This is a genomic window from Planktothrix paucivesiculata PCC 9631, assembly GCF_900009265.2.
Lineage (GTDB): Bacteria > Cyanobacteriota > Cyanobacteriia > Cyanobacteriales > Microcoleaceae > Planktothrix > Planktothrix paucivesiculata.
In genome coordinates this window covers 271,793-293,828 of record NZ_LR735021.1, presented here as the reverse complement: position 1 = coordinate 293,828, position 22,036 = coordinate 271,793, and the positions used below count along the sequence as shown (strand labels likewise).

General features: G+C 41.2%; 21 protein-coding genes and 1 riboswitch. Of the genes, 8 read left to right on the top strand and 13 right to left on the bottom strand.

The window, feature by feature from the left end; genetic code table 11:
- Positions 1–114: 114 nt before the first annotated feature.
- Positions 115–1,149 carry a septal ring lytic transglycosylase RlpA family protein gene (locus PL9631_RS18560; protein WP_083622576.1) on the bottom strand — a complete coding sequence of 345 codons (1,035 nt, stop codon included), beginning with the start codon at positions 1,147–1,149 and terminating at the stop codon, positions 115–117.
- A 461-nt stretch (positions 1,150–1,610) separates the two neighbouring features.
- Here PL9631_RS18560 and purM point away from each other — a divergent pair, with 461 nt between their 5' ends.
- On the top strand, positions 1,611–2,642 hold the full coding sequence (purM, locus tag PL9631_RS18555) for a phosphoribosylformylglycinamidine cyclo-ligase (protein WP_083622574.1): 1,032 nt from the start codon (positions 1,611–1,613) through the stop codon (positions 2,640–2,642).
- 54 nt (positions 2,643–2,696) lie between these two features.
- Positions 2,697–3,530 (top strand): 1,4-dihydroxy-2-naphthoyl-CoA synthase, encoded by an 834-nt coding sequence (gene menB, locus PL9631_RS18550; protein ID WP_083622573.1) that lies wholly within the window; start codon positions 2,697–2,699, stop codon positions 3,528–3,530.
- A gap of 54 nt (positions 3,531–3,584) precedes the next feature.
- Here menB and PL9631_RS18545 read toward each other — a convergent pair whose 3' ends face one another.
- Both PL9631_RS18545 and PL9631_RS18540 read right to left on the bottom strand, forming a co-directional pair.
- A complete protein-coding gene (locus PL9631_RS18545) occupies positions 3,585–3,854 on the bottom strand; it encodes a hypothetical protein (RefSeq protein ID WP_083622571.1) in 270 nt (89 codons plus the stop codon).
- 307 nt (positions 3,855–4,161) lie between these two features.
- Entirely contained in the window at positions 4,162–4,746 is a 585-nt protein-coding gene (locus tag PL9631_RS18540) for a DciA family protein (protein WP_083622569.1), read from the bottom strand.
- 99 nt (positions 4,747–4,845) lie between these two features.
- Between PL9631_RS18540 and PL9631_RS18535 the strand changes: the two genes are divergently transcribed.
- Complete coding sequence (locus tag PL9631_RS18535) at positions 4,846–6,114, top strand: hypothetical protein (protein WP_083622567.1); 1,269 nt, start codon at positions 4,846–4,848, stop codon at positions 6,112–6,114.
- A 20-nt stretch (positions 6,115–6,134) separates the two neighbouring features.
- Here the strand turns inward: PL9631_RS18535 and PL9631_RS18530 are convergent, their stop codons facing one another.
- Both PL9631_RS18530 and PL9631_RS18525 read right to left on the bottom strand, forming a co-directional pair.
- Entirely contained in the window at positions 6,135–7,739 is a 1,605-nt protein-coding gene (locus PL9631_RS18530) for a HAMP domain-containing methyl-accepting chemotaxis protein (RefSeq protein WP_083622565.1), read from the bottom strand.
- Positions 7,740–7,761: 22 nt separating this feature from the next.
- Complete coding sequence (locus PL9631_RS18525; protein WP_083622563.1) at positions 7,762–8,778, bottom strand: ABC transporter substrate-binding protein; 1,017 nt, start codon at positions 8,776–8,778, stop codon at positions 7,762–7,764.
- 376 nt (positions 8,779–9,154) lie between these two features.
- Between PL9631_RS18525 and typA the strand changes: the two genes are divergently transcribed.
- Positions 9,155–10,945, top strand: coding sequence for a translational GTPase TypA (gene typA, locus PL9631_RS18520; protein ID WP_083622561.1), 1,791 nt, complete (start codon positions 9,155–9,157; stop codon positions 10,943–10,945).
- Between the two features lie 156 nt (positions 10,946–11,101).
- Positions 11,102–11,193: riboswitch (Glutamine riboswitch) on the top strand.
- Between the two features lie 34 nt (positions 11,194–11,227).
- Positions 11,228–11,434, top strand: coding sequence for a hypothetical protein (locus tag PL9631_RS18515; protein ID WP_083622559.1), 207 nt, complete (start codon positions 11,228–11,230; stop codon positions 11,432–11,434).
- 193 nt (positions 11,435–11,627) lie between these two features.
- Here PL9631_RS18515 and PL9631_RS18510 read toward each other — a convergent pair whose 3' ends face one another.
- From PL9631_RS18510 to PL9631_RS18495, 4 genes are all read right to left on the bottom strand, one after another.
- Positions 11,628–12,833: a Coenzyme F420 hydrogenase/dehydrogenase, beta subunit C-terminal domain gene (locus PL9631_RS18510; protein ID WP_083622557.1), complete on the bottom strand. Its 1,206-nt coding sequence runs from the start codon at positions 12,831–12,833 to the stop codon at positions 11,628–11,630.
- Positions 12,834–13,020: 187 nt separating this feature from the next.
- Positions 13,021–13,581, bottom strand: coding sequence for a protoporphyrinogen oxidase HemJ (hemJ, locus tag PL9631_RS18505; RefSeq protein ID WP_083622555.1), 561 nt, complete (start codon positions 13,579–13,581; stop codon positions 13,021–13,023).
- A 69-nt stretch (positions 13,582–13,650) separates the two neighbouring features.
- Entirely contained in the window at positions 13,651–15,036 is a 1,386-nt protein-coding gene (gene hemN, locus PL9631_RS18500; RefSeq protein WP_083622553.1) for an oxygen-independent coproporphyrinogen III oxidase, read from the bottom strand.
- 50 nt (positions 15,037–15,086) lie between these two features.
- A complete protein-coding gene (locus PL9631_RS18495; RefSeq protein WP_083622551.1) occupies positions 15,087–15,734 on the bottom strand; it encodes a biliverdin-producing heme oxygenase in 648 nt (215 codons plus the stop codon).
- Positions 15,735–15,960: 226 nt separating this feature from the next.
- Here PL9631_RS18495 and acsF point away from each other — a divergent pair, with 226 nt between their 5' ends.
- Complete coding sequence (acsF, locus tag PL9631_RS18490) at positions 15,961–17,037, top strand: magnesium-protoporphyrin IX monomethyl ester (oxidative) cyclase (protein WP_083622550.1); 1,077 nt, start codon at positions 15,961–15,963, stop codon at positions 17,035–17,037.
- A 61-nt stretch (positions 17,038–17,098) separates the two neighbouring features.
- Here the strand turns inward: acsF and hetL are convergent, their stop codons facing one another.
- From hetL to PL9631_RS18475, 3 genes are all read right to left on the bottom strand, one after another.
- Positions 17,099–17,842, bottom strand: a complete 744-nt coding sequence (gene hetL, locus PL9631_RS18485; protein WP_083622548.1) for a heterocyst differentiation pentapeptide repeat protein HetL — start codon at positions 17,840–17,842, stop codon at positions 17,099–17,101.
- Between the two features lie 36 nt (positions 17,843–17,878).
- Positions 17,879–18,250, bottom strand: coding sequence for an ArsR/SmtB family transcription factor (locus PL9631_RS18480; protein ID WP_231516783.1), 372 nt, complete (start codon positions 18,248–18,250; stop codon positions 17,879–17,881).
- 135 nt (positions 18,251–18,385) lie between these two features.
- Positions 18,386–19,828 (bottom strand): MFS transporter, encoded by a 1,443-nt coding sequence (locus tag PL9631_RS18475; protein WP_083622546.1) that lies wholly within the window; start codon positions 19,826–19,828, stop codon positions 18,386–18,388.
- Between the two features lie 117 nt (positions 19,829–19,945).
- Here PL9631_RS18475 and PL9631_RS18470 point away from each other — a divergent pair, with 117 nt between their 5' ends.
- Positions 19,946–20,548, top strand: a complete 603-nt coding sequence (locus tag PL9631_RS18470; RefSeq protein ID WP_083622544.1) for a DUF1517 domain-containing protein — start codon at positions 19,946–19,948, stop codon at positions 20,546–20,548.
- Positions 20,549–20,624: 76 nt separating this feature from the next.
- Positions 20,625–21,506, top strand: a complete 882-nt coding sequence (locus PL9631_RS18465; protein WP_231516782.1) for a hypothetical protein — start codon at positions 20,625–20,627, stop codon at positions 21,504–21,506.
- A gap of 118 nt (positions 21,507–21,624) precedes the next feature.
- Here the strand turns inward: PL9631_RS18465 and PL9631_RS18460 are convergent, their stop codons facing one another.
- Complete coding sequence (locus PL9631_RS18460; protein WP_083622543.1) at positions 21,625–21,885, bottom strand: DUF1830 domain-containing protein; 261 nt, start codon at positions 21,883–21,885, stop codon at positions 21,625–21,627.
- Positions 21,886–22,036 lie beyond the last annotated feature (151 nt).

The following is a 22,036-nucleotide window of genomic DNA, read 5'->3' as shown; positions in this document are numbered from 1 at the left end:
ACCTAAATGAGTGATTGGGTAATGGTGAAACCCAAAATTACCAAGCAATTAAGAACTACAAATTACGACTTAATTCGTAATTCGTAATTCGTAATTCGTAATTCTTATGACCGATTACTGATTAGCAGTCAATACATCAATTTGCACGGGAGCCACTCCACTACCAAGCATCCCAATCGCTTGAGCCGCTCCTTTGGATAAATCAAGCACACGACCACCCGCATAGGGGCCACGATCATTAATCCGCACGACAACGGATTGGCCGTTATCTTTATTGGTGACTCGTACCGTCGTCCCAAAGGGTAAGGAGGGATGGGCCGCAGTTAAATCGTATTGGTCAAAGGTTTCTCCATTGGCTGTTAAGTTGCCATCAAAGCCAGGGCCATACCAAGACGCCCAACCCTCAATCCGTTGCAACAAATATCCCTTCGCTACGTCTGGAATTGAAAGTTTGGGTTGGCCTTCAATGGCATTCAAAGGGGGAGCATTGCCAATTTGCCGTCTGAGTCTATTGGTGGCTTGTAGGGCATCCGTTGCCTTGTCATTGGTGGTATCCGGTAGAATTGTTTGGGAGTCGATGGTGACGAGTTCCTGACCGGCTACTTCAATCAGGTAACGCTCCTGTGCTTGATCCCATCGGACTTGAATGGTACTGGCGTCAAAGTTATTGCGAATCAGTTGGTTAATTTCGGCTGCAACCGCAGTGGCCCTAGAAACGGGATCGGTGGCGACGGTGGGCCCGGTGGCAGAGGTGGTGGAGTTAGGTAGATAGACCTGATCAGAATACGACCCCACTTTGATGGGCTGAAGGGTTGGGGGTGTGATCGCCTTAGAATCGAAATTCGTGTTTTTGATAAATGTCAGGACGGGAATATTTCTAATATAAAGGGTGGCAGCCTGTTGTTGATTGAGTTCATGGGCTTTAATTTTAGCTACGCTTTCGGGTAGTAACGAAGCATTAGCCTGTTGGGATTGATATTCTCCTACTTTAATCACATCAGTGGATTCTGAAGCCGTCAAACTTTTTCCTTCACTGAGGTTAGAAGTCGGGTTAGACGCTGATATTGATTCAGCATGGCCCGAGGAGGTTAAGCTCAAGACAGGCAGAAGAATAACTGCTGTCAGACCGCCCCAAAGTTTATGTTTCATAAAATATACTCTCAAAACTGCTGGTTATCGAGTTGAAGCTTTACCCTGGTTGATATCTCCTGAATTTGGAGCCTGGAAATCAGCTAATAAAATGCTGAAAGTTTCAATCGTTGGGTTTTAACCCAAATATCAGGTAATTCAATTCGTCAACTCACACTCGTTCCCCATTCACCTTTGTTTGAGGAACTGCAACAGACTAACACGAACTTGGAAATTTGGGGATCACTACATATCAAGGGTTTGCAGGTTTTTTGAAAAACTAAACTGTTCAGTGTTAAGGTATAACCCTGATTGATAAAAGGATGTAGACATTCTAAGGCCATGAAAATTTTCCCCATCACGTTTTGATTAAATTTTCTTATGGGTTTAATTAATAGCCTGCCGATGAGTACCACCAGAACAAAAAATAATCGTGCCGAAAATTGCTTAAATATCTTTTAGGTCAATCAGGAAAACAGAAGATGGATTATCGGGAAGCTGGTGTTGATATTCAAGCGGGTCGGGATTTTGTCGATCAGATTCGCAACCTCGTACAGAAAACCTATCGACCGGAAGTTCTAGGGGGACTGGGGGGGTTTGGTGGCTGTTTTGCATTGCCTGCGGGCTATACCGAACCCGTCCTGGTATCGGGAACCGATGGAGTGGGAACCAAGTTAAAATTAGCCACAATCCTCAACCGCCACGATACCGTGGGGATTGATTTAGTTGCCATGTGTGTGAATGATGTTCTCACCTGTGGGGCAGAGCCCCTATTTTTTCTCGACTATTTAGCCACGGGAAAACTTGATCCCCACCAATTAACTCAAGTTGTTGCCGGGGTAGCCCAAGGGTGTCAACAGGCCGGATGTAGTCTCCTGGGGGGAGAAACAGCCGAAATGCCCGGATTTTATCAACCCGGGGAATATGACATGGCGGGTTTTTGTGTGGGAATTGTGGAAAAAAGCCGAATGTTAAATGGATCTCAAGTCGAAATCGGGGATGTGGCGATTGGACTGGCCAGTAGTGGGGTGCATAGTAATGGGTTTAGTTTAGTTCGTAAAGTGGTGAGCGATCGCGGATGGGACTGGAATCAATCCCCGGAAACCTTAGCGGGTCAATCCATTGCCGAGGTCTGTTTAACCCCGACTCAAATTTATGTTAAACCCGTGTTACAAGCTCTGCGTAATGGCCTAGAGATTCATGGCATGGCCCATATTACCGGAGGTGGTTTACCGGAAAATCTGCCGCGCTGTCTGAGTTCGGGACAATCGATTAAAATTTATCCCGACAGTTGGCCGATTCTCCCGATTTTTAACTGGTTAGCTCAAGAGGGTGAAATTAGCTCTGCGGCTATGTTTGATACTTTTAATATGGGGATCGGTTTTGTGGTTTTGGTCGCGCCCCAACAGGCTGAAACTACAAAAGAATGGTTTCAAACCCAAGGAATTGCCGCCTATTCTATCGGGGAAGTGGTATCAGGAACGGGTAATTTAATTGGATTACCCACCCATTAATTGATAGAATCAAAGGCTGTTTTCTTATTCTCATCCCCTAATTAATTACCGATAATGTCAGTTACATGGCAAATTGCCAAAACCTACGAAGATATTCTGTATCACAAAGCCGACGGAATAGCTAAAATTACGATTAACCGTCCTGAAAAACGCAATGCTTTTCGACCTAAAACGGTTTTTGAACTCTACGATGCCTTTTCTGATGCCCGAGAAGACATCAATATTGGTGTGGTCTTATTCACTGGAGCCGGGCCTCATACCGATGGGAAATATGCCTTTTGTTCCGGCGGGGATCAAAGTGTACGGGGGGATGCCGGATATATTGATGATGCGGGTATCCCTCGATTAAACGTTTTAGATTTACAACGGTTAATCCGAAGTATGCCGAAAGTTGTAATTGCTTTAGTTGCTGGATATGCGATCGGTGGCGGTCATGTACTGCATTTAATTTGTGATTTAACCCTAGCAGCGGATAATGCAATTTTTGGTCAAACGGGGCCGAAAGTCGGCAGTTTTGATGGGGGATTTGGAGCGAGTTATTTAGCTCGAATTGTCGGTCAAAAGAAAGCCCGAGAAATTTGGTATTTGTGTCGTCAATATAATGCTCAACAGGCCCTAGATATGGGGTTAATTAATCATGTTGTTCCCGTCGAACAATTGGAATTAGAAGGAATTGAATGGGCTCAGGAAATTCTGGATAAAAGCCCCATTGCCATTCGCTGTTTAAAAGCGGCGTTCAATGCCGATTGTGATGGCCAAGCAGGTCTACAGGAACTAGCTGGTAATGCCACTTTACTCTATTACATGACTGAGGAAGGAACGGAAGGGAAACAGGCTTTCTTGGAGAAGCGATCGCCTAATTTCCGCCAATATCCCTGGCTTCCTTAGTCTAGGATCGGATTTTTGCGGGGACTGGGAACTCCTAGCCCGCAAATTTTTAAATTAAGCTAATAACGATTCTGCTTCCTCTAGCTGATGAACTCGATGGGACTCTAAAGGTATCATATCTCCCGGGCAAGGCGTTTCTTGGGGTAAGTGGATGAGCTTTTCTAGGGTTTCCCAAGATGGAGCAAAGGCGGGAAGTGCTAATTGACAAGACTTCCAACTACCTTTAACTGAAACTTGAAGAAGCTGACAATACCCCCCGCGATGGCCTTCGGGGGTGTATTTTTGGCAATTACGGCAGACCGATATCAAGTTTCCAGACTCCATACTTTGATTTCCCCAAGAACATTACCTATCTATAAATTATCGGGGATCATCAAATCTGGATTTTTTAGGGTGAAACTTAGATTCTGTCTGGTTTTGAGTTAATTTTTTATCCCCAAAAACCTTAACACTTATTTTATATTTTGTTGGGAATTTAGATCCCCAATCAATTTAAAAAATTAAGAATTGTAAATTTGACAGATTTTAGCCTAAAGAGATTAGAATCTATAGGGATCAAGGTTTAATTGAGATAAAAGGATCGATAAAATCAGTATAAATTTCCTAAAAAACGACTCAAAAGCTAAATCGGTCATTGATTTAGATTTTTCGTGGCACAGAGGCCACAGACTGACCAACGGGATAATTCCCCTGGGGGGGTGGGACAGTGGCATTGGGGACACAAGGGAAGATCTTGCGATCGCTGCTTCAAACAATTAGCCCAATCTTCAAAGGCGGTTAAGGGGGTCATAGGGGAACGCCGGGACGCTTGAATGTCATCTTTTGGGATTGGGGTCGGAATCTCAACCCGACTGGGATGTTCCTGCCAAATTTGAGATAATTCATCGGCCGGAGCAGGAAAGGAACTGGGTTGCTCCCCATGGCGTTGATAGCGCCAGCCCGCCGGAGAAAATTTGATCTCCTGAACTGGAAATAAGAGTTTTTGATGCAATTTATGGATAATTTGCACCCGTCTTAAGGTTAAATCCTGAGACCAAGTGGCACTAGAGGTAGCCACACTCAACACGCCTCGATGCCAAGTGACCAGACGGGTATGACGACTGGCCACAGTTCCCACGATTTCAGACCAACATTGACAGAGATCTTGAAATTGTTGCTGTTCTGGGGTAAGAATCTGAGATTGAAGGCGACCTAAAATATGATGGAGGGATTGCATTGTTAGCCAAATGAGTAAAATAAATCAAAATATAGATAAACTCACATTCAATCGTGAGACTTAGATAGGTTTAATCAAGTTTTGTATAGGAGTTTAACCATGAGTCAAATATCTGAGATCAACTCCCCTCAATCCTCACAGCCAGAACTAAAACCCCAACTCCAAGCGGTTTTAGGTTATTTGGATGTGCAACTGGAATCAGAATTAACCCGTTATCGGCGTCATCGACGACGGACAAAACAAACCACACCCGACCCCAACGGACAAATTAACTCGCAGTTTGAACAAGCGACCGATGCTGTAGCCGTGGCGATGAGTGACACCGCAGCATCGGAGGGAAAACTATTTGAACCCCAAACTCAACCCCCGGGCTGGGAAACCGTGGTTCCCGCAAAATCTGCACCCTTGGCTATTGCGACTCAACCACCATCGACAAGTCCCCCTAAAACCAATGGGACTGAACCGGCGGTTAGTTTTAGTTTGAAGTCACCCGCCCCGGCTCAAACTGCATCGGATGGATATTTAGAATCCACGGAAGCCCTGATCAAAAGTATAGAAGAACGGCGCTCCCACCCCCGGGAAAATCGGAGTTTGATGGCCAGTCTCTTAACCCCCCTGGGCATTGCTTCCATGGTTCTATTTTTGCTATCCTGTACGGCTTTAAGCTATGTGATCTCGTCTCCCTCGGGTCGGAATAGTTTGGGGTTGAATCGGTTTTTTCCTACGGCTAACCCGACTCCTGCTACCCCCCCAACCGTAGCCACCACAGAAACATCCCTTCCCCCTACGGATTCTCTTTCCCCTAATTTAGCGGCCAAGGAATTTGTCAACTTGAATTTGGATACCTTGAGCCATATTAATCCGAATCCGAATCCAGTTCCGCTCCCTTCCGTCCCTGCCCCCTTACCCCCGAGTCCGGCGACAACCTTACCCGTGCCCTCGAATAACCCGACATCCTCAAGTGATCCGGGTTTAAATAATCTGACTCAGGAGTTGTTACCTAAAAAACCTGTAATTCCTGCTGTGACTCCCCCCGTAACTGGACAGGGGACTAACACCTCCACGATTCAACCCGGGGGTGGTGCGGCTGCGACCGTGGCAACAGCAAAGGCAACAACACCGACTCCAGCCCGACCCACGGAACCGATAAAATCCGGGGACGGATATTATTATGTTGTCCTAGATTACAAGGGTGAGCGTTCCTTTGAACAGGCGAAAGAAGTGGTTCCCGATGCCTATATTGCCGAGTTCAAAACGGGTAAAAAAATTCAACTGGGTGCCCTAACCGATGCGGCCGCAGCTAAACGCCTACGGGATGAGTTACAAGTTCAAGGGATTCCTGCCTATTATGATGTTCCCAAGCCCTAATTTAATCCAGAAATCCGGCATTAACCTACCCCTAATATTTTTAGATTATGGGCTGCATTTTTTAACTGTTGGGTTTCTAATTTAGTTTGGCTAATTCCAATCACGGTTTGTTGAGCGCCATTATTGATAGAATTCATGGCTGAGATCACTTCTTCAATGGCGAGAACTTGTTGCTTTGAAGTTAAATAAATCTGTTGGGAACTCACGGAAACTTGATCAATTGCTACGGTAACTTTGCTGAAAATTGCCGTAGTGTCTTCAGCGATTTTTAAGTTTTGCTGGACGGTATGTTTGCCATCGACCGCCGCGATCACTGTACCTTTAAGTGCTTTTTCAATTTGATCAATTAATTGATTGATTTTTTGAGCAGATTTATGGGTTTCGTCGGCGAGTTTACGAATTTCTAAAGCCACAACATTAAACCCTAAACCATGCTGTCCGGCTCTAACAGCTTCAATTGAAGCATTTAGGGCTAACATATTAGTTTGATTGGCAATATCACTGACTAAGTTACTAATACTATTAATTTGTTGGGCTTGTTCATTCAATGTCATAATTTGGCGAGAAATTTCACCCACTTTTTGGTCTAAAGTTACCATCCCTGACATGGTTTTAGAAACGGCGTTCGCCCCGTCCTGAGATAAATTCAAGACTTGTTTAGCAATTTTAGCTGCGGTTTCAGCTTGTTGGGTTGCTTGACGAGAAGTTTGACCTAATTCATCCATTGTGGTTGTGGTTTGATTGACGGATGCTGCTTGTAAAGCTACAATTCTTTCCTGTTCTTCAACCGTTGCTGCTATTTCGGTGGAAGAATTGACAACGGTATTAACTAATCCTTTGAGACTTTGACTAATGGGACGGGCGATCGCTATACTTAAAATAATACCTAAAAATATGGCTATTAAAGGCCCAAATATCATTGCTAAAACCGTAAAATTTTTGCTGACCTGAATGGTTTTATCTGCTTGCTCCTTAGCCAATTCTGCTATATTTTGATTCTCTTTAATCACTTTTGCTAAACTTTGAGATGTGGCGTATAAAATGGGTTGATTAATCGAGCTATCTTGAATATTTAATTTTGCTAAAAGTAGAGATCCTTGGCGGGCTATTTGCATTTCTGGAGAGTTCTGTTGACCTGTTTTCCATAATTTAATTTGGGTTTTATAGGGGTATACAATGCCAACTTCTTGAAATTCATCATAAAGATTCATAAAATTTTTATGCTGTTTTTCCCATTGTTGCCATCTTAACTTAAATTGCTGCCATAGTTGATCTTCTTTTTCCGTCCGAGGCAATATTTCATACTCGGAAAAACCGGTTCTGATTAAATTAAAGTTTTCCTGGATTTGGGCAATGGCAATTTCTTTCTTTTCACCTGCTATACAATTATTTAAAAGGCAGGATTGTTTAGAATCAATATTTCTCACTCCTTGATCAATCTTTGCTAAACTTAAAATTGAGGGTAATCTGACTACGCTAATTTCATTGAGTTCAGTGCTTAAATTTAATGTAGTTTGCCATCCTAAGAAAGCCACAATAAATGTAATTAATCCCATGAGAATAAAGGCATTAATCATTTTAAATTGTAATTCACCTTGCTTGAAAAAATTAATTATTGTTTTCATGATCAATTTTCCTTAAATTCGGCTAATTTTTGCTACTGTTACGAATAAAACTAGGATCTAAAATTTGTTCTATATTGACAGATTTGTTAATCCATTTATTTTTTTGCAAAAACTGATAAATTTGTTCCGCCGCATAGGGTAAGGATGTCAAGGTTTCTGCTCTTTCAAAAGCGGTTAAATTTTCCGATAATCCTTTGATGGGAATTTGGGATTCATATTTTTTTAAGTCTTGAATTGTTAACCCAGAAGTATAAGCAATAATTTGACGAGATAGGTCTGGATTTGTCTGCATAAATTCAACGGTATCAAACCAACTATTAACTAGAGATTGTACGACTTGAGGATTGGTTTCCAGAAATTTACGAGTTACTACTATATGATCGGAAATCGCTCCTGGGAAATCTTTCGAGGTTAATATAATTTGACTTCCAGGACGATTCATAGCTTCCTTAACAAAAGGAATATAGGTGATAACAGCATCTACTTCTCCTTCCATAAAAAGGGCGAGATTAGTAATTAAATCCTGATTAACCGCTTGAATATCCGATAGCTTTAATCCATATTTTTCTAAAGCCAGCAGCAGCATAAAATTGCCAACAGATCCCGATTCAAAAGCAACTTTTTTGCCTTTTAATTCCCGAATATTATTAATTCCTGGTGCAACAACAATTTGATCCCCTCCCGTAGACCAATCTGTTAAAGCTACAATCACTTGATCAACTTGTGAATCTGTCCCCAGTAAATAAATTGTATCATATAAAGTATGGCAATTTGCATCTAATTGACCCGAGGCAAAGTTATTGAATCCCGTGGTGTAATCAGAAAATTGTAAATCAACATCCAGATTATTCTTCTCAAAAATACCTTGCTCGGCAGCAATTTGCCAAACGGCACATCCCGGCCAATTACTAAACCCTAGGCGCACAGTAGAAGCAGGAGTTTCTGTTTCTAACTTTGGCTGTAAGAATTGACAGCTTGCTACTAAAAATAAACTGATTAAAACTAGGCAAAAATAAATTAAAGTTTGGCGCTTTTTCATGCTTTTTTGATCCTCATTGAACCGAATTGATCAAGATTTAATTCACGGCTATTATATGTATACCAACCCGCGCCGAGGTTGTAACATTTTAATACTGATATGAAACAACCACAAGTATTAACTGGTGTTCCGTTTGGCTCAGGAATTTTGAACACAACTCGAATTAGGATTGCTATAAATTAATAATAACTCTCTAAACGTTAACATTTTTATTATTCTTTCCTTAATTCTGTGGCGGGTATCCGGGCTGAGGGCTAGATTTTGTGACTGATTCCATAAAAATATGACCAATGCGATCGCAGATGCGTTACAATTATTAATAGATTGGAACAATATTGACACTTTTCCAAAAATTCAGCTTACTTAGACCTAACTTATGTCTCTCCCCATTCGCAACGTAGCAATTATTGCCCACGTCGATCACGGCAAAACGACCCTTGTGGACGCACTTCTCAGACAATCTGGCATTTTCCGTGAAGGGGAAGAGGTTCCAGATTGCGTTATGGACTCTAATGATATTGAACGGGAACGTGGGATCACGATCCTATCTAAAAATACCGCAGTTCGCTATAAAGAGACCGTTATTAATATTATCGATACCCCGGGTCACGCCGACTTTGGGGGCGAAGTCGAACGGGTATTAGGAATGGTGGACGGTTGTATTTTAATCGTCGATGCCAACGAGGGGCCCATGCCTCAAACCCGCTTCGTACTGAAAAAAGCCTTGGAAAAAGGACTGCGCCCGATTGTTGTAATTAACAAAATCGACCGTCATCGCGCCAGCCCCCACACCGCCGTTGATAAAGTCTTAGATTTATTCTTAGAACTCGGTGCTGATGATGACCAATGCGAATTCCCCTATCTATTTGCATCCGGTTTAGGTGGCTTTGCCAAACGCACCCTAGAGGATGAAAGCTCGGATATGCAGCCGATGTTTGAGTTTATCCTGGAATATGTTCCGCCCCCAGTCGGAAACCCGGAAAAATCCTTGCAAATGCAAGTCACAACCCTGGATTATTCTGAATATGTCGGGCGAATTGTGATTGGAAAAATCCATAATGGCGTGATTAAAGCTGGACAACTCGCCTCCTTAATTAAGGAAGATGGCAGTATTGTTAAAAGCAAAATCTCTAAATTAATGGGATTTGAAGGCTTAAAACGAATTGAACTGCAAGAAGCATCGGCGGGAAATATTGTCGCCGTCGCCGGGTTTGCCGATGCCAATATTGGGGAAACTATTACTTGTCCCAACGACCCCCAAGCCTTACCGTTAATTAAAGTCGATGAACCGACGTTACAAATGACCTTCTCGGTGAATGACTCGCCCTTCGCCGGACAGGAAGGAAAGTTGGTGACATCGCGGCAAGTGCGCGACCGCCTAATGCGAGAATTGGAAACTAACGTGGCCCTGCGGGTGGAAGAAACCGACTCCCCGGATAAGTTCTTGGTATCGGGACGGGGGGAACTGCACCTGGGGATTTTAATTGAAAATATGCGTCGGGAAGGGTACGAATTCCAGGTATCCCAACCCCAGGTAATTTACCGCGAAGTCAATAGTCAACCCTATGAACCCTTTGAATATCTAGTTTTAGATGTGCCTGAAGATGGCGTGGGTAGCTGTATTGAACGCTTGGGCCAACGGCGGGCAGAAATGCAGGATATGTTGGTTGGTGGTAATGGCCGGACTCAGTTAGATTTTGTTGTGCCTGCCCGGGGTTTAATTGGGTTCCGAGGGGAATTCATGCGGATGACTCGCGGGGAAGGAATTATGAACCATAGTTTCCTGGAATATCGCGCCCTATCTGGAGATATTGAAGCCCGTCGGAATGGGGTGTTAATTTCCTTTGAGGAAGGGGTGAGTACCTTCTATGCGATGAAAAACGCTGAAGACCGAGGGGTATTTTTTATTACGCCCGGGACTAAGGTGTACAGAGGTATGATTGTGGGCGAAAACAACCGTCCCCAAGATTTGGAACTCAATGTCTGCAAAACCAAACAGTTAACCAACCATCGGGCGGCCACCGGAGATGAACTGGTGCAGTTACAAGCGCCTGTGGAGATGAGTTTGGAACGGGCGTTGGAATATATTGGCCATGATGAATTGGTGGAAGTGACTCCCCTATCTATTCGTTTACGCAAAGTTAGTAAGAAGTTAGTCAAACGTTAACTTTTTGTTAACCCCTCGAAAAATGTAGAGACGTGCCACGGCGCGTCTCTGTCTGTATTTGAGAAGATTGCGCCGCATCGCAACAACGACGCAGGCACAAAACGATATACTTTTTTCTTAAATATGTTATAATCTTGATAACAAAAATCAATCTTAACCGTTCATCTCCCCCAAATGCTCAATCAAGAGGGATGCGTTCTGGCGTTTGAGGAAGACGGAAGTAGGGAATTTTCCCGAAGGAACGCACAACACCGTTTCACCTGAAATTAAGGGTTTGTTGTGATGTTAGTACCTTCTTTATTTTCTTTAGCAGTTTCCGTTTTTGCAATCTTGTTCAGTCTGAGTACCAACGAAGAAATCGTTCAAGTCATGGCTAGAGGAGTTGCTGCTATCAGTTTGGTGGTCAGTTTAGCCTTAGCACATTGGTTAGTGTTACTGATTTTATCAGTCCCCGTTATCGGTGCTAAATTGGTCAAAAATGCTGGATAAATACCAAAACACTCTATTTAGTTCTAAGGGTGTAAATATCCACAACCAACTCAATACTAATTTATTATGTTTATTATGCCCCGCATTAGCACTCAGTAACCAACGCGGGGTTTTTGTTTTTCTGTTCTATTCCCTATTCGTCGTAATTCGTAATTCGTAATTCGTAATTCGTAATTCGTAATTCGTAATTCCCTTAAGAATTAGGAAGATTATATTGTTCGACAATTTGCTTGGCAAAATCAGGAACGTGAGCCTCTAACTTCTCAGGATGATTCCGTTTAACATACAAATAATTCCGAGTAAAGTGAGAATCTATGGAAAATCGGGCATATTCTAACCCCCTGGGGCCGATTTTATCAATCACCACACCCATTAATTTTGCTGCCCACATCGGTAAGGTAACGGCTTTATCATAGGCGGGAATACTCTGCTGCACGGCGGGTTTCCGATTTCCTTGGGCTATTACAGGTTGGGTGTCAATTAAATCTCCCACTAAGTCTAACATTTCCTGTCCGGTTTGATTTCTAACGACAATCCATTGCCAGCCAAAAGTTGCCCCCATATATCCCACAACTAAATCCGCCAAAGAGTTAACATAATCAAAACAACTCAAACAAGAGGGGGCAAAAATATCCTTTAATTCCTTAGTATTTAACCCAAAAAATGGCACGGTTTCAGTAGAGCCATCCTCATGTTTAAAGTGAACTCGAAAATCCTGCATAAATTCATAATAAACCACAGTATCGGGGGATTTACTGGTGGTTTCTAAGAATTTTTGCAAACCTGCTCTGGTGACATTATCAACGCAGGGGGTTCCCAAAACATAGAGTTTTTCTAATCCTAATTCCTTCTCAACTGCCCTTAATGCTTGGATTTGACAGCCAACCCCAATCACTAACAGCCGCTTCATTTTAGACTGTTCGATTTGTTCTAATACCGATAAATTCGGGGATAAGGTAGGTTTATTAACTTTTGCTGCTAAAATTTCTTCTGGGGTTCTTGCAATAATGGGTTGAGGTTGAAAACGGTCTTCTTTGCTATTCTGAACACAAACCACACCTTCCACTAAACCCCGGTTGAGCATTTCAATAGCAATGGTACTAACAATTCCCGTCCATTGAGCGCCCTCAATAGGTTCTTTTTTTCGAGCTTGCATCATATCTTGATGCACCCCAAAATAGACATCATCCCAGTTTTCTAAATTGCGGCGGCGTCCGTGGGCTTCTGTTTCTAATTCAGCGATTTGTTGATTGAGAAACGCACAGGCTTCTTTAACATAGTGAATATAATAGGTGTCGCACAGACCGCACTCGCTACAGAGTTCTTTAGCCGGGCGACGACTTCCGGGTTTCATACCCTTGGCTTTGAGATGTTGGGCTGGTTTTTGTAGTGAAGTCATTGATAATTGGGTTCTGTTATCAGCAGATGAGAGTGATGTGGAGATTTTACCATTTTAATCAGGCAACAATTACCGATTTAGCTCTCTGATTAAACCCTGACTCCATCAATATCAGTCTGGAAACTCAAAAATCAAAGAACCACAATTAAATCCCCTGTGGTTCTTTGATAAAAATTCTGTTAATATTCTATTGCTGACTAATAGCTGGCTGAGGATTTTTTTGTCGATGTAGGGCATAGAGTTGAAAGAAAACAATCATCCCTACAATAAAACTACCCGTGACAGCAACGGCTGTATTTATGGGTAAACTATTTTTGAATACGGCTAGTAAAACAATCACCAATAAAAGTACCGTTGGCACTTCATTTAAACTGCGAAATTGTTGACTGGTGAACATAATTTTATTCGTGGCTAATTGTCGCATGATTCGACCACAATAAAAATGATAGGCGACTAAAACTACAACTAATCCTAATTTAATATGCAGCCACATATCTTTTAAAAGACTCGGTTCTGTGATTAAAAGAGCTATCGCCATTACCACTGTCACCACCATTCCTGGGGTTGTGATAATCCCATAAAGACGCTTTTCCATCAATTCATATTGTTCTTTTAAAATGCTGCGGGCGGGTTCGGGTTTGTCTTCGGCTTCCGCGTGATAAACAAATAATCTGACTAGATAAAATAAACCCGCAAACCAGACAACCATTCCGATGATATGAAAGGATTTAAACCAAAAATAAGTCATAGAGCCAATCAAAACCTAAAAATAAAGGTGGGCATAACCCACCTTACCGGATTCTGGACAATCTAGCAATTAAATCGCCCTTGATAATCTTTGTTCCTGTTGGGCTAGAGTATGGGTATCAAATAAAAAGGCAATATTTCTAACTAAAAGTCTGCCTAGGTTTGTCACCACAATGAAATCATAACTGGACTGAACTAAACCATCGGCAATTAAGGGACGCATGGCGATTAATTCCTGGCCAAAGTAGGTATCAAAATCCAGATGATATTTAGCTTCAATTTGAGATTTATCTAAGTAAAAACTAGACATAATTTGCATAATTACATCTCGTCTAATTATATCATCTTTACTTAATTTAAACCCTTTACTGACAGGTAAAATTCCTTGATCAATGGCTTGATAATACTCTTTTAATCGTTTATGATTTTGAGCATAGGTATCTTCTAACATACTAATTGATGTTAAGCCAAATCCATACAATTCAGCTTCTGGTTGGGTTGTATACCCTTGAAAATTCCGTTTTAAAGATGAATTTTGTTGGGCGATCGCTAATTCATCATTAGGTTTTGCAAAGTGATCCATACCAATAAAAACATAGCCATTATCGGTTAATTCTTGGATGGACATTTGCCAAATTTCTAACTTTTCATGGGGTTGGGGTAAGGCAGATTCGGGAATATTTTTCTGGACGGGTTTCATCCAGGGAACATAGGCAAAGTTAAAAATAGCAATCCGATCGGGATCGAGTTTAATGGTCTTTTTAATGGTTTCTTTGAAGCTGGATAAAGTTTGATAGGGTAAGCCATAAATTAAGTCCACATTCACACTTTCAAACCCAGCTTCCTTAATCCAATCCATCACATCAAATAACAGAGCTTCTGGCTGGACTCTATTAACCGCTTCTTGCACCTGGGGATTAAAGTCTTGAATCCCAAAGCTAATCCGATTAAACCCAATTTGTTTGAGAAACAAGATATAGTTTTTATTGACGTATCGCGGATTAATTTCTATTGAAATTTCGGCTTTATCATCAAAAGTAAACTGTTTATTAATGGTTTCCCATAAATAATCAACCTGTTCTAATGATAAGTAATTGGGTGTACCACCGCCCCAATGGAGTTGGGTAACTAGCCGTCGAGTATCAATAAAACTAGAAGTGAATTCAATTTCTCTCGACAAATATTCGATATAAGTTTTAGCTGCATTTTTATTGTTAGAAACAATTACATTACAGCCACAGAAATAGCAAGCTGTTTGGCAAAAAGGAATATGGAAATAGAGAGATAAGGGAGATTGGCGTTGATTAGATTCAGTCAGGGCAAATTCCCAATCTAAGGGCGTAAATTCATTTTTTAATTCCGTAGCTGGTGGATAACTGGTATAACGAGGAACTGCATTACCGTATTTTTCAATTAAATCAAAATCAAACGCCACATTGGCAACCGAAAAAACCATTGATTTGTTCTCCCTAATGAGTTATGATTGTAGATAATAAATACACAAAATTAAACGGCGGCTGGAGTTGGAGCTTCTCCTAAATCTCGCAGCATTTGAATATTTAAAACAAAAGCGTTATTGGCTTCGGCGACAATTTGATCTTGGAGTTCTTCAGTTAGGACTAATTCATTCAATCTTTGACGATAGAGGTTTTTAAATTCATTGACATCGGGAATTTCATAAAATTCATAAAAACAAATTCCTTGATGTTCTTCTAAATGAAATACAGATTGGACGATTTTCTTTAAACTTTGTCCTCCCGACAAATCACCCATATAACGAGTATAGGAGTGAGCAATTAATAAGGTGGGTTCGGTAGTAGAAAGTTCATGAAGTCGGGAAACATAAGCTTGGGCGGCGGGAGAAGCGGCGATATTATCTGGCCAATGTTCTCCATAATAAAAGTTTAAGTCTTTCTCTAAATTGGCTTTTCGGTTGAGTTCGGAAAAATAAATTTTGCTAATATTGGGATGGGTTTGATGGGTTTGTAATTCTGCTTCTAATTGGCTATAAACAAAATATAAATTACTCAAAAGTTGACAAAAAGATTCTCTACTAATGCCCCCGGATAAAAAGTTTCTCATAAATCCGGTATGTTCGGCATTACTATGAGATTGTTGGGTTCCAATTTTGAGTTTTTCAGCTAAGTTTGTCATAATTTTAGGGATGAATTAGATTGAATTTTTCCTAAGACTAAAAACAGGGCAAATGGCAAGCCCAAGGTTCGGTTTTTCCTACTCGAATGAATCTATCACTATATCGCTGGTCAGTTATATGATTGTTACAATTCTTTACCAACGCAGGAAATTTAGGGCAACCCCTAGACAAAATAAAAATTATATAGTTCAATAACTAGACAGTAATATTTAAGGAATCGCAGCGATGGTAAATACTATCCAAAACCCCGAAACTCAAGGAGTGCGCCCCGGGATTAAAAATCCGGTTCAAGAGACGTTGCTGACCCCTCGCTTCTACACAACGGATTTTGACGCGATGGCGAATATGGACTTATCCACTTGTGAGGAGGAATTTTCGGCGGTTTTAGAGGAGTTGCGGGCGGACTATAACCGCCATCATTTTGTGCGGGATGAACAATTTAACCAAAATTGGGAACAAATTGATGAGAGAACCCGCCTGGCGTTTGTTGACTTTTTAGAACGGTCTTGTACTTCTGAATTTTCTGGATTTTTATTATTTAAAGAGTTATCGCGTCAACTGAAAAATCGCAACCATTTATTATCAGAAGCGTTTCATTTATTAGCCAGAGATGAAGCCCGTCATGCGGGGTTTATTAATAAGGCGATGTCAGATTTTAATTTATCCTTAGATTTAGGATATCTAACTAAAAATCGGACTTATACTTTCTTTAAGCCAGAGTGGATTATTTTCGCGGTTTATTTATCGGAAAAAATTGGTTATTGGCGCTATATTACGGTGTTTCGCCATTTAGAAAACCATCCCGAACATGAATATTATCCTTTATTCCGTTATTTTGAAAACTGGTGTCAGGATGAAAACCGTCATGGGGATTTCTTTAAGGTTTTATTGCGATCGCAGCCCAATATGTGGCAAAGTTGGAAAGGTAGACTGTGGGCACGGTTTTTCCTATTAACGGTGTTCGCAACCCATACTTTAACCGTTAATGAAAGAGAAGATTTTTATGAAACCTTGGGGTTAGACGCTAAGGAATATAATCGTCATGTGGTGCGGAAAACTAATGAAACTTCCTTAAGAGCATTTCCCGAGGTTTTAGATACAGAACACCCGGACTTTTTCCGTCGTTTAGAACAATGTTCTGAGAATAATGTTAAGAATCAAAAAATTGATGCTACCGAAAAACCAAAATTGGTTAAATTCCTATTAAAATTGCCCACAAATTGTTCAACTTTGTGGCATTTACTGAGAATTTATTTAGCCAAACCCATTGATGCAGAAGCATTACGGTCGGAAGTTCATTAATATTTTTATATAAAAACAGGGTTTTATAAATTATTTTAAAACCCTGTTTTTTAATCACAAATTAATCATGAATTGTGCCATCGGGCATCACCGCCCCATGAAGATTAGCATGGGTTAAAATCGTCCGAGTTAAGTCCGCTCCTTGCAAATTTGCATCGGATAAATTTGCTCCACTAAAATCGGCATAACTTAAATCGGCATCTTTGAAATTCACGCCAGTCAGGTTAGTCTTATAGCTTTGTTCGGAACTTAAAATCCCCAAACCTGAAACCCCAAAAATAGCGTGACAGAGCTTGGCTTTTTCAAAGTTAGCCCGTTCTAAAATTGCTCCGCTAAAATTAGCATAACTCAAATCTGCTTCCACTAGAATTGCATCGGTTAAATCCGTTTGTTGATTCTGGTTAGGGCGAAAATTAGCCTCAAAAAGAATAGCGTGGGAAAGGTTAGCATGGTTTAAGTTACATCCCGATAAACACGCTTTAATCAGTTGAGTTTTTTCTAGGGATGTTTTAATTAATTTTGCTCCGGTTAAGTCAGCTTCTCGTAATTGAGCTTGATATAAATTGGCTTCGCTTAAATTAGCCCCCCAAAGAATGGTTTCACTGAGGTTAGCATGGCTAATATTGGCTTTAGAAAGGTTAGCTTTTCCTAATCTTGCTTCTCGTAAATCCGCATAACTTAAATTGGCTCCAGTTAGGTTTAAATTAACTAAATTTGCTTCTTGTAAATCAACATAAGATAGGTCAATATCTGGAAAGTTACGTTCGGCGGCGGCATATCTTAGGATAAATTCATCAACATTCATGATAATATTGAGTTCAATCAAGGATAAGAAAATAGACTAAACAGCAGATTTAATGCCTCTAAGTTGTTCTAAGTGTTGATTTTGTTGGTGCATTTGAGCAACTAAGGATTCACAAACCAAATCACAAACATCAAATAAGAAAGGATTAGCAATTTCATAATACACGCTAACTCCTTGTTGGGTACGAGTTACAATTCCCGCCTGGGCTAAAACTTTTAAATGTTTAGAAACATTCGCCTGTCCTAACCCGGTGGCTTCAATAATTTGGGTGACATTTTTAGCCCCAGATTTTAAACAGCAAACAATTTGTAATCGACTTACTTCTGATAACACTTTAAAAAAGTCTGCCATTAATGCTAGGGCCGCGGGAGATAATTGTAAATAATCGCAGTTTGAAGTCGATTGCATGGATTTTAGACTGGGGTGGGTGATCGGTAGAACTGAATCGGATTATTAATATTACTTGTCCATTATATTACCACATTATCTAATTATTTAAAAATTTTAGGTAGAGACATTTTAGTTAATATCTCTACCTAAGTTTTAATTGAGATTTTTGTTCCGTTTTCTCTCGCTAAGTTGCAGTAAAATATCGGCGTGAACCTCTTTTGTTATCGGATATAAAAACGTAAAAATTATCCCAATAATCAGAAACACGGTGGGTAAGGGGCCAATGGCAAACCGAATTGCTAACAGAGCCGAGTCCGGTTGAATCGGGACAGGGTTATCGGGAGTAGTAGAAATAAATCCAGCAAAACCCAAGGCTTGTCCGACCAAAAATAACCCAATGGCTAATCCAATTTTTTGCAAAAAAACCATGAAAGAATAGAAAACTCCTTCCCGTCTTTGTCCGGTATTTAATTCATCTAAATCGATAACATCAGGAATTATTGACCAAGGAACTAAATAGGCCGTTGAGACTCCACATCCGGCTAAAATTGCTAGAATATACATTAAGCCAACCTGTCCGGGTTGGAGGAAAAATAAACCCGCTTGGGCAATAATCCACAACCCCATTCCCATAAAATAAACGGATTTTTTCCCATAACGTTTACTAATAGCACTCCAGACAAATAACATCACTAAAGCTGTGCCTTGAATCACGATTGCCAACTGGGGAAATGTTGCTTTGGGAAGTTGCATCCAATTCATGACAAAATAAGGCAAAATTGAAGCGGTGAGTTGCACTCCTAACCAGGAACAAAGATAAATTCCAATCACTAATAAAAACGGTCGATTACTCAGAGCAATCTTGATTTGTTCGGCCATGGGAAGACTATCGGAATTATCCTGATTATCTGCGACTGAATGTCCCGACCATACCCGCTTCCGGGTTCCCAGGAAACACCAAAATATGGGAAGAACCGATATAATCGCACAAACTGCCCCTAAAACCAAATACTCTTGGTAGGTAGAATCAAGAGAATCAGGAGAATCAGGAATCAAACCAAAAATAATTGCTGCTAAAATCAAAGAGAAAATACTACCGCTAATAGAAAAAAAGAAGCGAAAACTATTGAGACTGGTGCGTTCATTATAGTCCGATGTTAATTCAGGAGTTAGGGCAGTGTAAGGTAAATTGACGGCGGTGTAAGCCGTATTAAATAAAATCCCAATAATCACATAATACCCAAACAAAAACCACTGGTTAGTCCCCGGAACAATCCACTGTAAAAAGAACAAAATTCCAAAGGGAATCGCACTAAAAACCATCCAAGGATAACGCCGTCCCCAGGGGTGAACGGTGCGATCGCTTAATACTCCCACAATCGGATCATTAACCGCATCCCAAATCTTTCCCACCATTAATACACTGCCGGCTACTCTCGCGTCAAAACCAGCAGCACTGGTCAGAAAAAGCAAACCATAAAAGACAGAAATATTGGCAGTAATTGCGGTGCCTAAATCCCCTGCACCAAAGGCTAATTTAGTTGATAAATTTAGCTTTTCTCGAGGAGAAACCGTTGGAGAAGGAGTGGAGTTCATCTGTATTAATATTAAAGAGTATTGCCAGCCTAGAACTGAAACCCGATGGCTAACAACAGGATAGCTTAAAACGATATGCTGATTAAATACCAATAATCATTCAGGAGTAATGTAATTATGGCTGCTCTAGGCGATCGCTTTAATCGGATGATGGGGAAAACCCGATTTGTCGTCAGTCGTTTGTTTCTGCATTTAGGAGGAGATCAGGTCGCGCCCCTGTTGGGAATACTTAACCAAGCCGCCAGGGATGTGATGGATGCTGAGGGCGATTTACCAGTCACAGGAGAGGCCTTAGTACAAGTCTGCCAAGGTCTGCTTCAGTATGACACCTATTGGCTCTCAGGCTCCAATGAAGGGGATGTAGTTTGGAGTGAGGGAGAAGCGGTGGACTACTTTAACGAACTGTTCACGGATTCGGGCCAACGGTATTTGAGTCAACCGGATTTTTCTCAACCCCTGGATGAAAGTGAATACCTATCTATACCAATTACCCACAATTTAATTGTGATGATTACCATAGTCAGTGAAGGCGAAGTTCCAGAATTAGAAACGGATTTAGCCAGTTTGGAAGCTATGAATCAGGGGTTGAAAACATTAATTAATCTGCATTATCAACACAGACTCCGAGGGATTCAAGTGCATTTTTCCCCGGCTGTTTTAGGAGATGAATTAACCAACGACCAATTATTAGAGAACTTTCCCGAACTGATTCCCCTTTAAGGAATATTATCGGTTGATCTTGAAGTTAAAAAACAGTGCCCAATTCAGGATTTTTTTGTTAGAATAGGAGACATAAATGTTGAAAAAAGTCAATGGTTTTATGCGAAAAAAATTTTTAATTCTGTTAGTCTCGCTGACGTTTTGTTGGACAACGGTTGCCTGTGGGTCTGCCACAACTTCATCGATTCCCCAACAGTCCACTCGCACCACATCGGCGCCCCAAAATCAAGTTATCGAGGGTAAATATCCGGTTCAGCAAGCCCAATATAATGATGTCGATGGGGAGTACACCCTCATGTTATTAAATACTCCGGCCGGGAAATCTGCCACCTATCGGACGACGGATTTACAAATGGCGCAGTTAAGCGATGAACAAATTAAAGCCGGGGAAAAAAGTAGCTTAAATATTACCAATGGTCAACCCGTTTTGTATTTAACCGAAGACTTTCGGATTGAATATGTTCATAATGTTACCGAAACTCAAACCAACCCCGCCACTGGTCAACCGCAAACCGTTGTCGTGCGACAAGAATCGAGTTTCTGGACACCTTTTGCTGCTTCTTTGGCGGGAAGTGCGATCGCCAATACCTTATTTGCCCCCCGCTATTATGTACCTCCGATGTATCAATCCGGCGGTGTGATGACCGGATTTGGCGGTTACGGTTCCAATTATAATCAAGCCGTCAACGACTATCGGACTCGATACAATAGCCCCCCAGCGGCGGTAAAAAATAGCACCACCCTCCGCACCACCGGAAATATTCGCAACTCCAACCGGAATTCTTCCGTTAACCGTCCCAACTCCCCCAATTCCAGACGTTCAACGGGTTCGGGGTTCGGGTCAACGGATTTACGCACCTCCCCGAATAAAGGTTCAACTCAACAACGCAAACCCAGTTTCGGCAGTGGTTCCCGCAGTCGTTCCTCCTCGGGAAGTGGCAGCAGAAGACGCCGTTAAATAGTAGTGAGCCCTTCAGGGCTCCTTTCTCCTTATTTCTGGTAGTGAGGTGTTCACGCCTCATCGTGATCTTTGAGTAAGAATTGAGGCGTAAACGCTTCACTACGAAGTTAGAAAATTATTCAGTTTCTTCAACTTTCAAGATATCACAAGGGATTTTTTCTAATTCAATTCTGGTTGGATCTCCACTAGAATAAACCTCCAGATCTATATTAGATTCGCCGACAAATAGGCAATATTCTCCGGGAAAAACAACTCGTTCAAAATAACCTCGAACTGTAGTTTCCATCCGCAGAATTTGCACCTGTTTAGTGGGGTTTTTATAACCGCACAAAATTTCGGTCTTCATCGAATCGACAGGCAAGTTTACGGTTTGCATGATGTTTTATTAAAGTGAGATTTTAAAGGACTATTTTGAAATGTCTTAATTTTCCAACTAAGGGTATAGGGTCGGCATCAAGATCCAGATTGGGAACCTGGGACTTAATCTATCCTTCTAAGGTTTGATAGACTGCTCCTGATACTTCTCT

Bases quoted from the DNA above. Each gene is read 5' to 3' on its own strand.
- menB (WP_083622573.1), top strand. From the start codon at position 2,697: ATGTCAGTTACATGGCAAATTGCCAAAACCTACGAAGATATTCTGTAT.
- PL9631_RS18475 (WP_083622546.1), bottom strand. From the start codon at position 19,828: ATGAACTCCACTCCTTCTCCAACGGTTTCTCCTCGAGAAAAGCTAAAT.
- acsF (WP_083622550.1), top strand. From the start codon at position 15,961: ATGGTAAATACTATCCAAAACCCCGAAACTCAAGGAGTGCGCCCCGGG.
- typA (WP_083622561.1), top strand. From the start codon at position 9,155: ATGTCTCTCCCCATTCGCAACGTAGCAATTATTGCCCACGTCGATCAC.
- hemJ (WP_083622555.1), bottom strand. From the start codon at position 13,581: ATGACTTATTTTTGGTTTAAATCCTTTCATATCATCGGAATGGTTGTC.
- hemN (WP_083622553.1), bottom strand. From the start codon at position 15,036: ATGGTTTTTTCGGTTGCCAATGTGGCGTTTGATTTTGATTTAATTGAA.
- PL9631_RS18545 (WP_083622571.1), bottom strand. From the start codon at position 3,854: ATGGAGTCTGGAAACTTGATATCGGTCTGCCGTAATTGCCAAAAATAC.
- PL9631_RS18480 (WP_231516783.1), bottom strand. From the start codon at position 18,250: ATGCAATCGACTTCAAACTGCGATTATTTACAATTATCTCCCGCGGCC.
- PL9631_RS18470 (WP_083622544.1), top strand. From the start codon at position 19,946: ATGGCTGCTCTAGGCGATCGCTTTAATCGGATGATGGGGAAAACCCGA.
- hetL (WP_083622548.1), bottom strand. From the start codon at position 17,842: ATGAATGTTGATGAATTTATCCTAAGATATGCCGCCGCCGAACGTAAC.
- PL9631_RS18560 (WP_083622576.1), bottom strand. From the start codon at position 1,149: ATGAAACATAAACTTTGGGGCGGTCTGACAGCAGTTATTCTTCTGCCT.
- PL9631_RS18530 (WP_083622565.1), bottom strand. From the start codon at position 7,739: ATGAAAACAATAATTAATTTTTTCAAGCAAGGTGAATTACAATTTAAA.
- PL9631_RS18525 (WP_083622563.1), bottom strand. From the start codon at position 8,778: ATGAAAAAGCGCCAAACTTTAATTTATTTTTGCCTAGTTTTAATCAGT.
- PL9631_RS18535 (WP_083622567.1), top strand. From the start codon at position 4,846: ATGAGTCAAATATCTGAGATCAACTCCCCTCAATCCTCACAGCCAGAA.
- PL9631_RS18460 (WP_083622543.1), bottom strand. From the start codon at position 21,885: ATGCAAACCGTAAACTTGCCTGTCGATTCGATGAAGACCGAAATTTTG.
- PL9631_RS18465 (WP_231516782.1), top strand. From the start codon at position 20,625: ATGTTGAAAAAAGTCAATGGTTTTATGCGAAAAAAATTTTTAATTCTG.
- PL9631_RS18515 (WP_083622559.1), top strand. From the start codon at position 11,228: ATGTTAGTACCTTCTTTATTTTCTTTAGCAGTTTCCGTTTTTGCAATC.
- PL9631_RS18495 (WP_083622551.1), bottom strand. From the start codon at position 15,734: ATGACAAACTTAGCTGAAAAACTCAAAATTGGAACCCAACAATCTCAT.
- PL9631_RS18540 (WP_083622569.1), bottom strand. From the start codon at position 4,746: ATGCAATCCCTCCATCATATTTTAGGTCGCCTTCAATCTCAGATTCTT.
- PL9631_RS18510 (WP_083622557.1), bottom strand. From the start codon at position 12,833: ATGACTTCACTACAAAAACCAGCCCAACATCTCAAAGCCAAGGGTATG.
- purM (WP_083622574.1), top strand. From the start codon at position 1,611: ATGGATTATCGGGAAGCTGGTGTTGATATTCAAGCGGGTCGGGATTTT.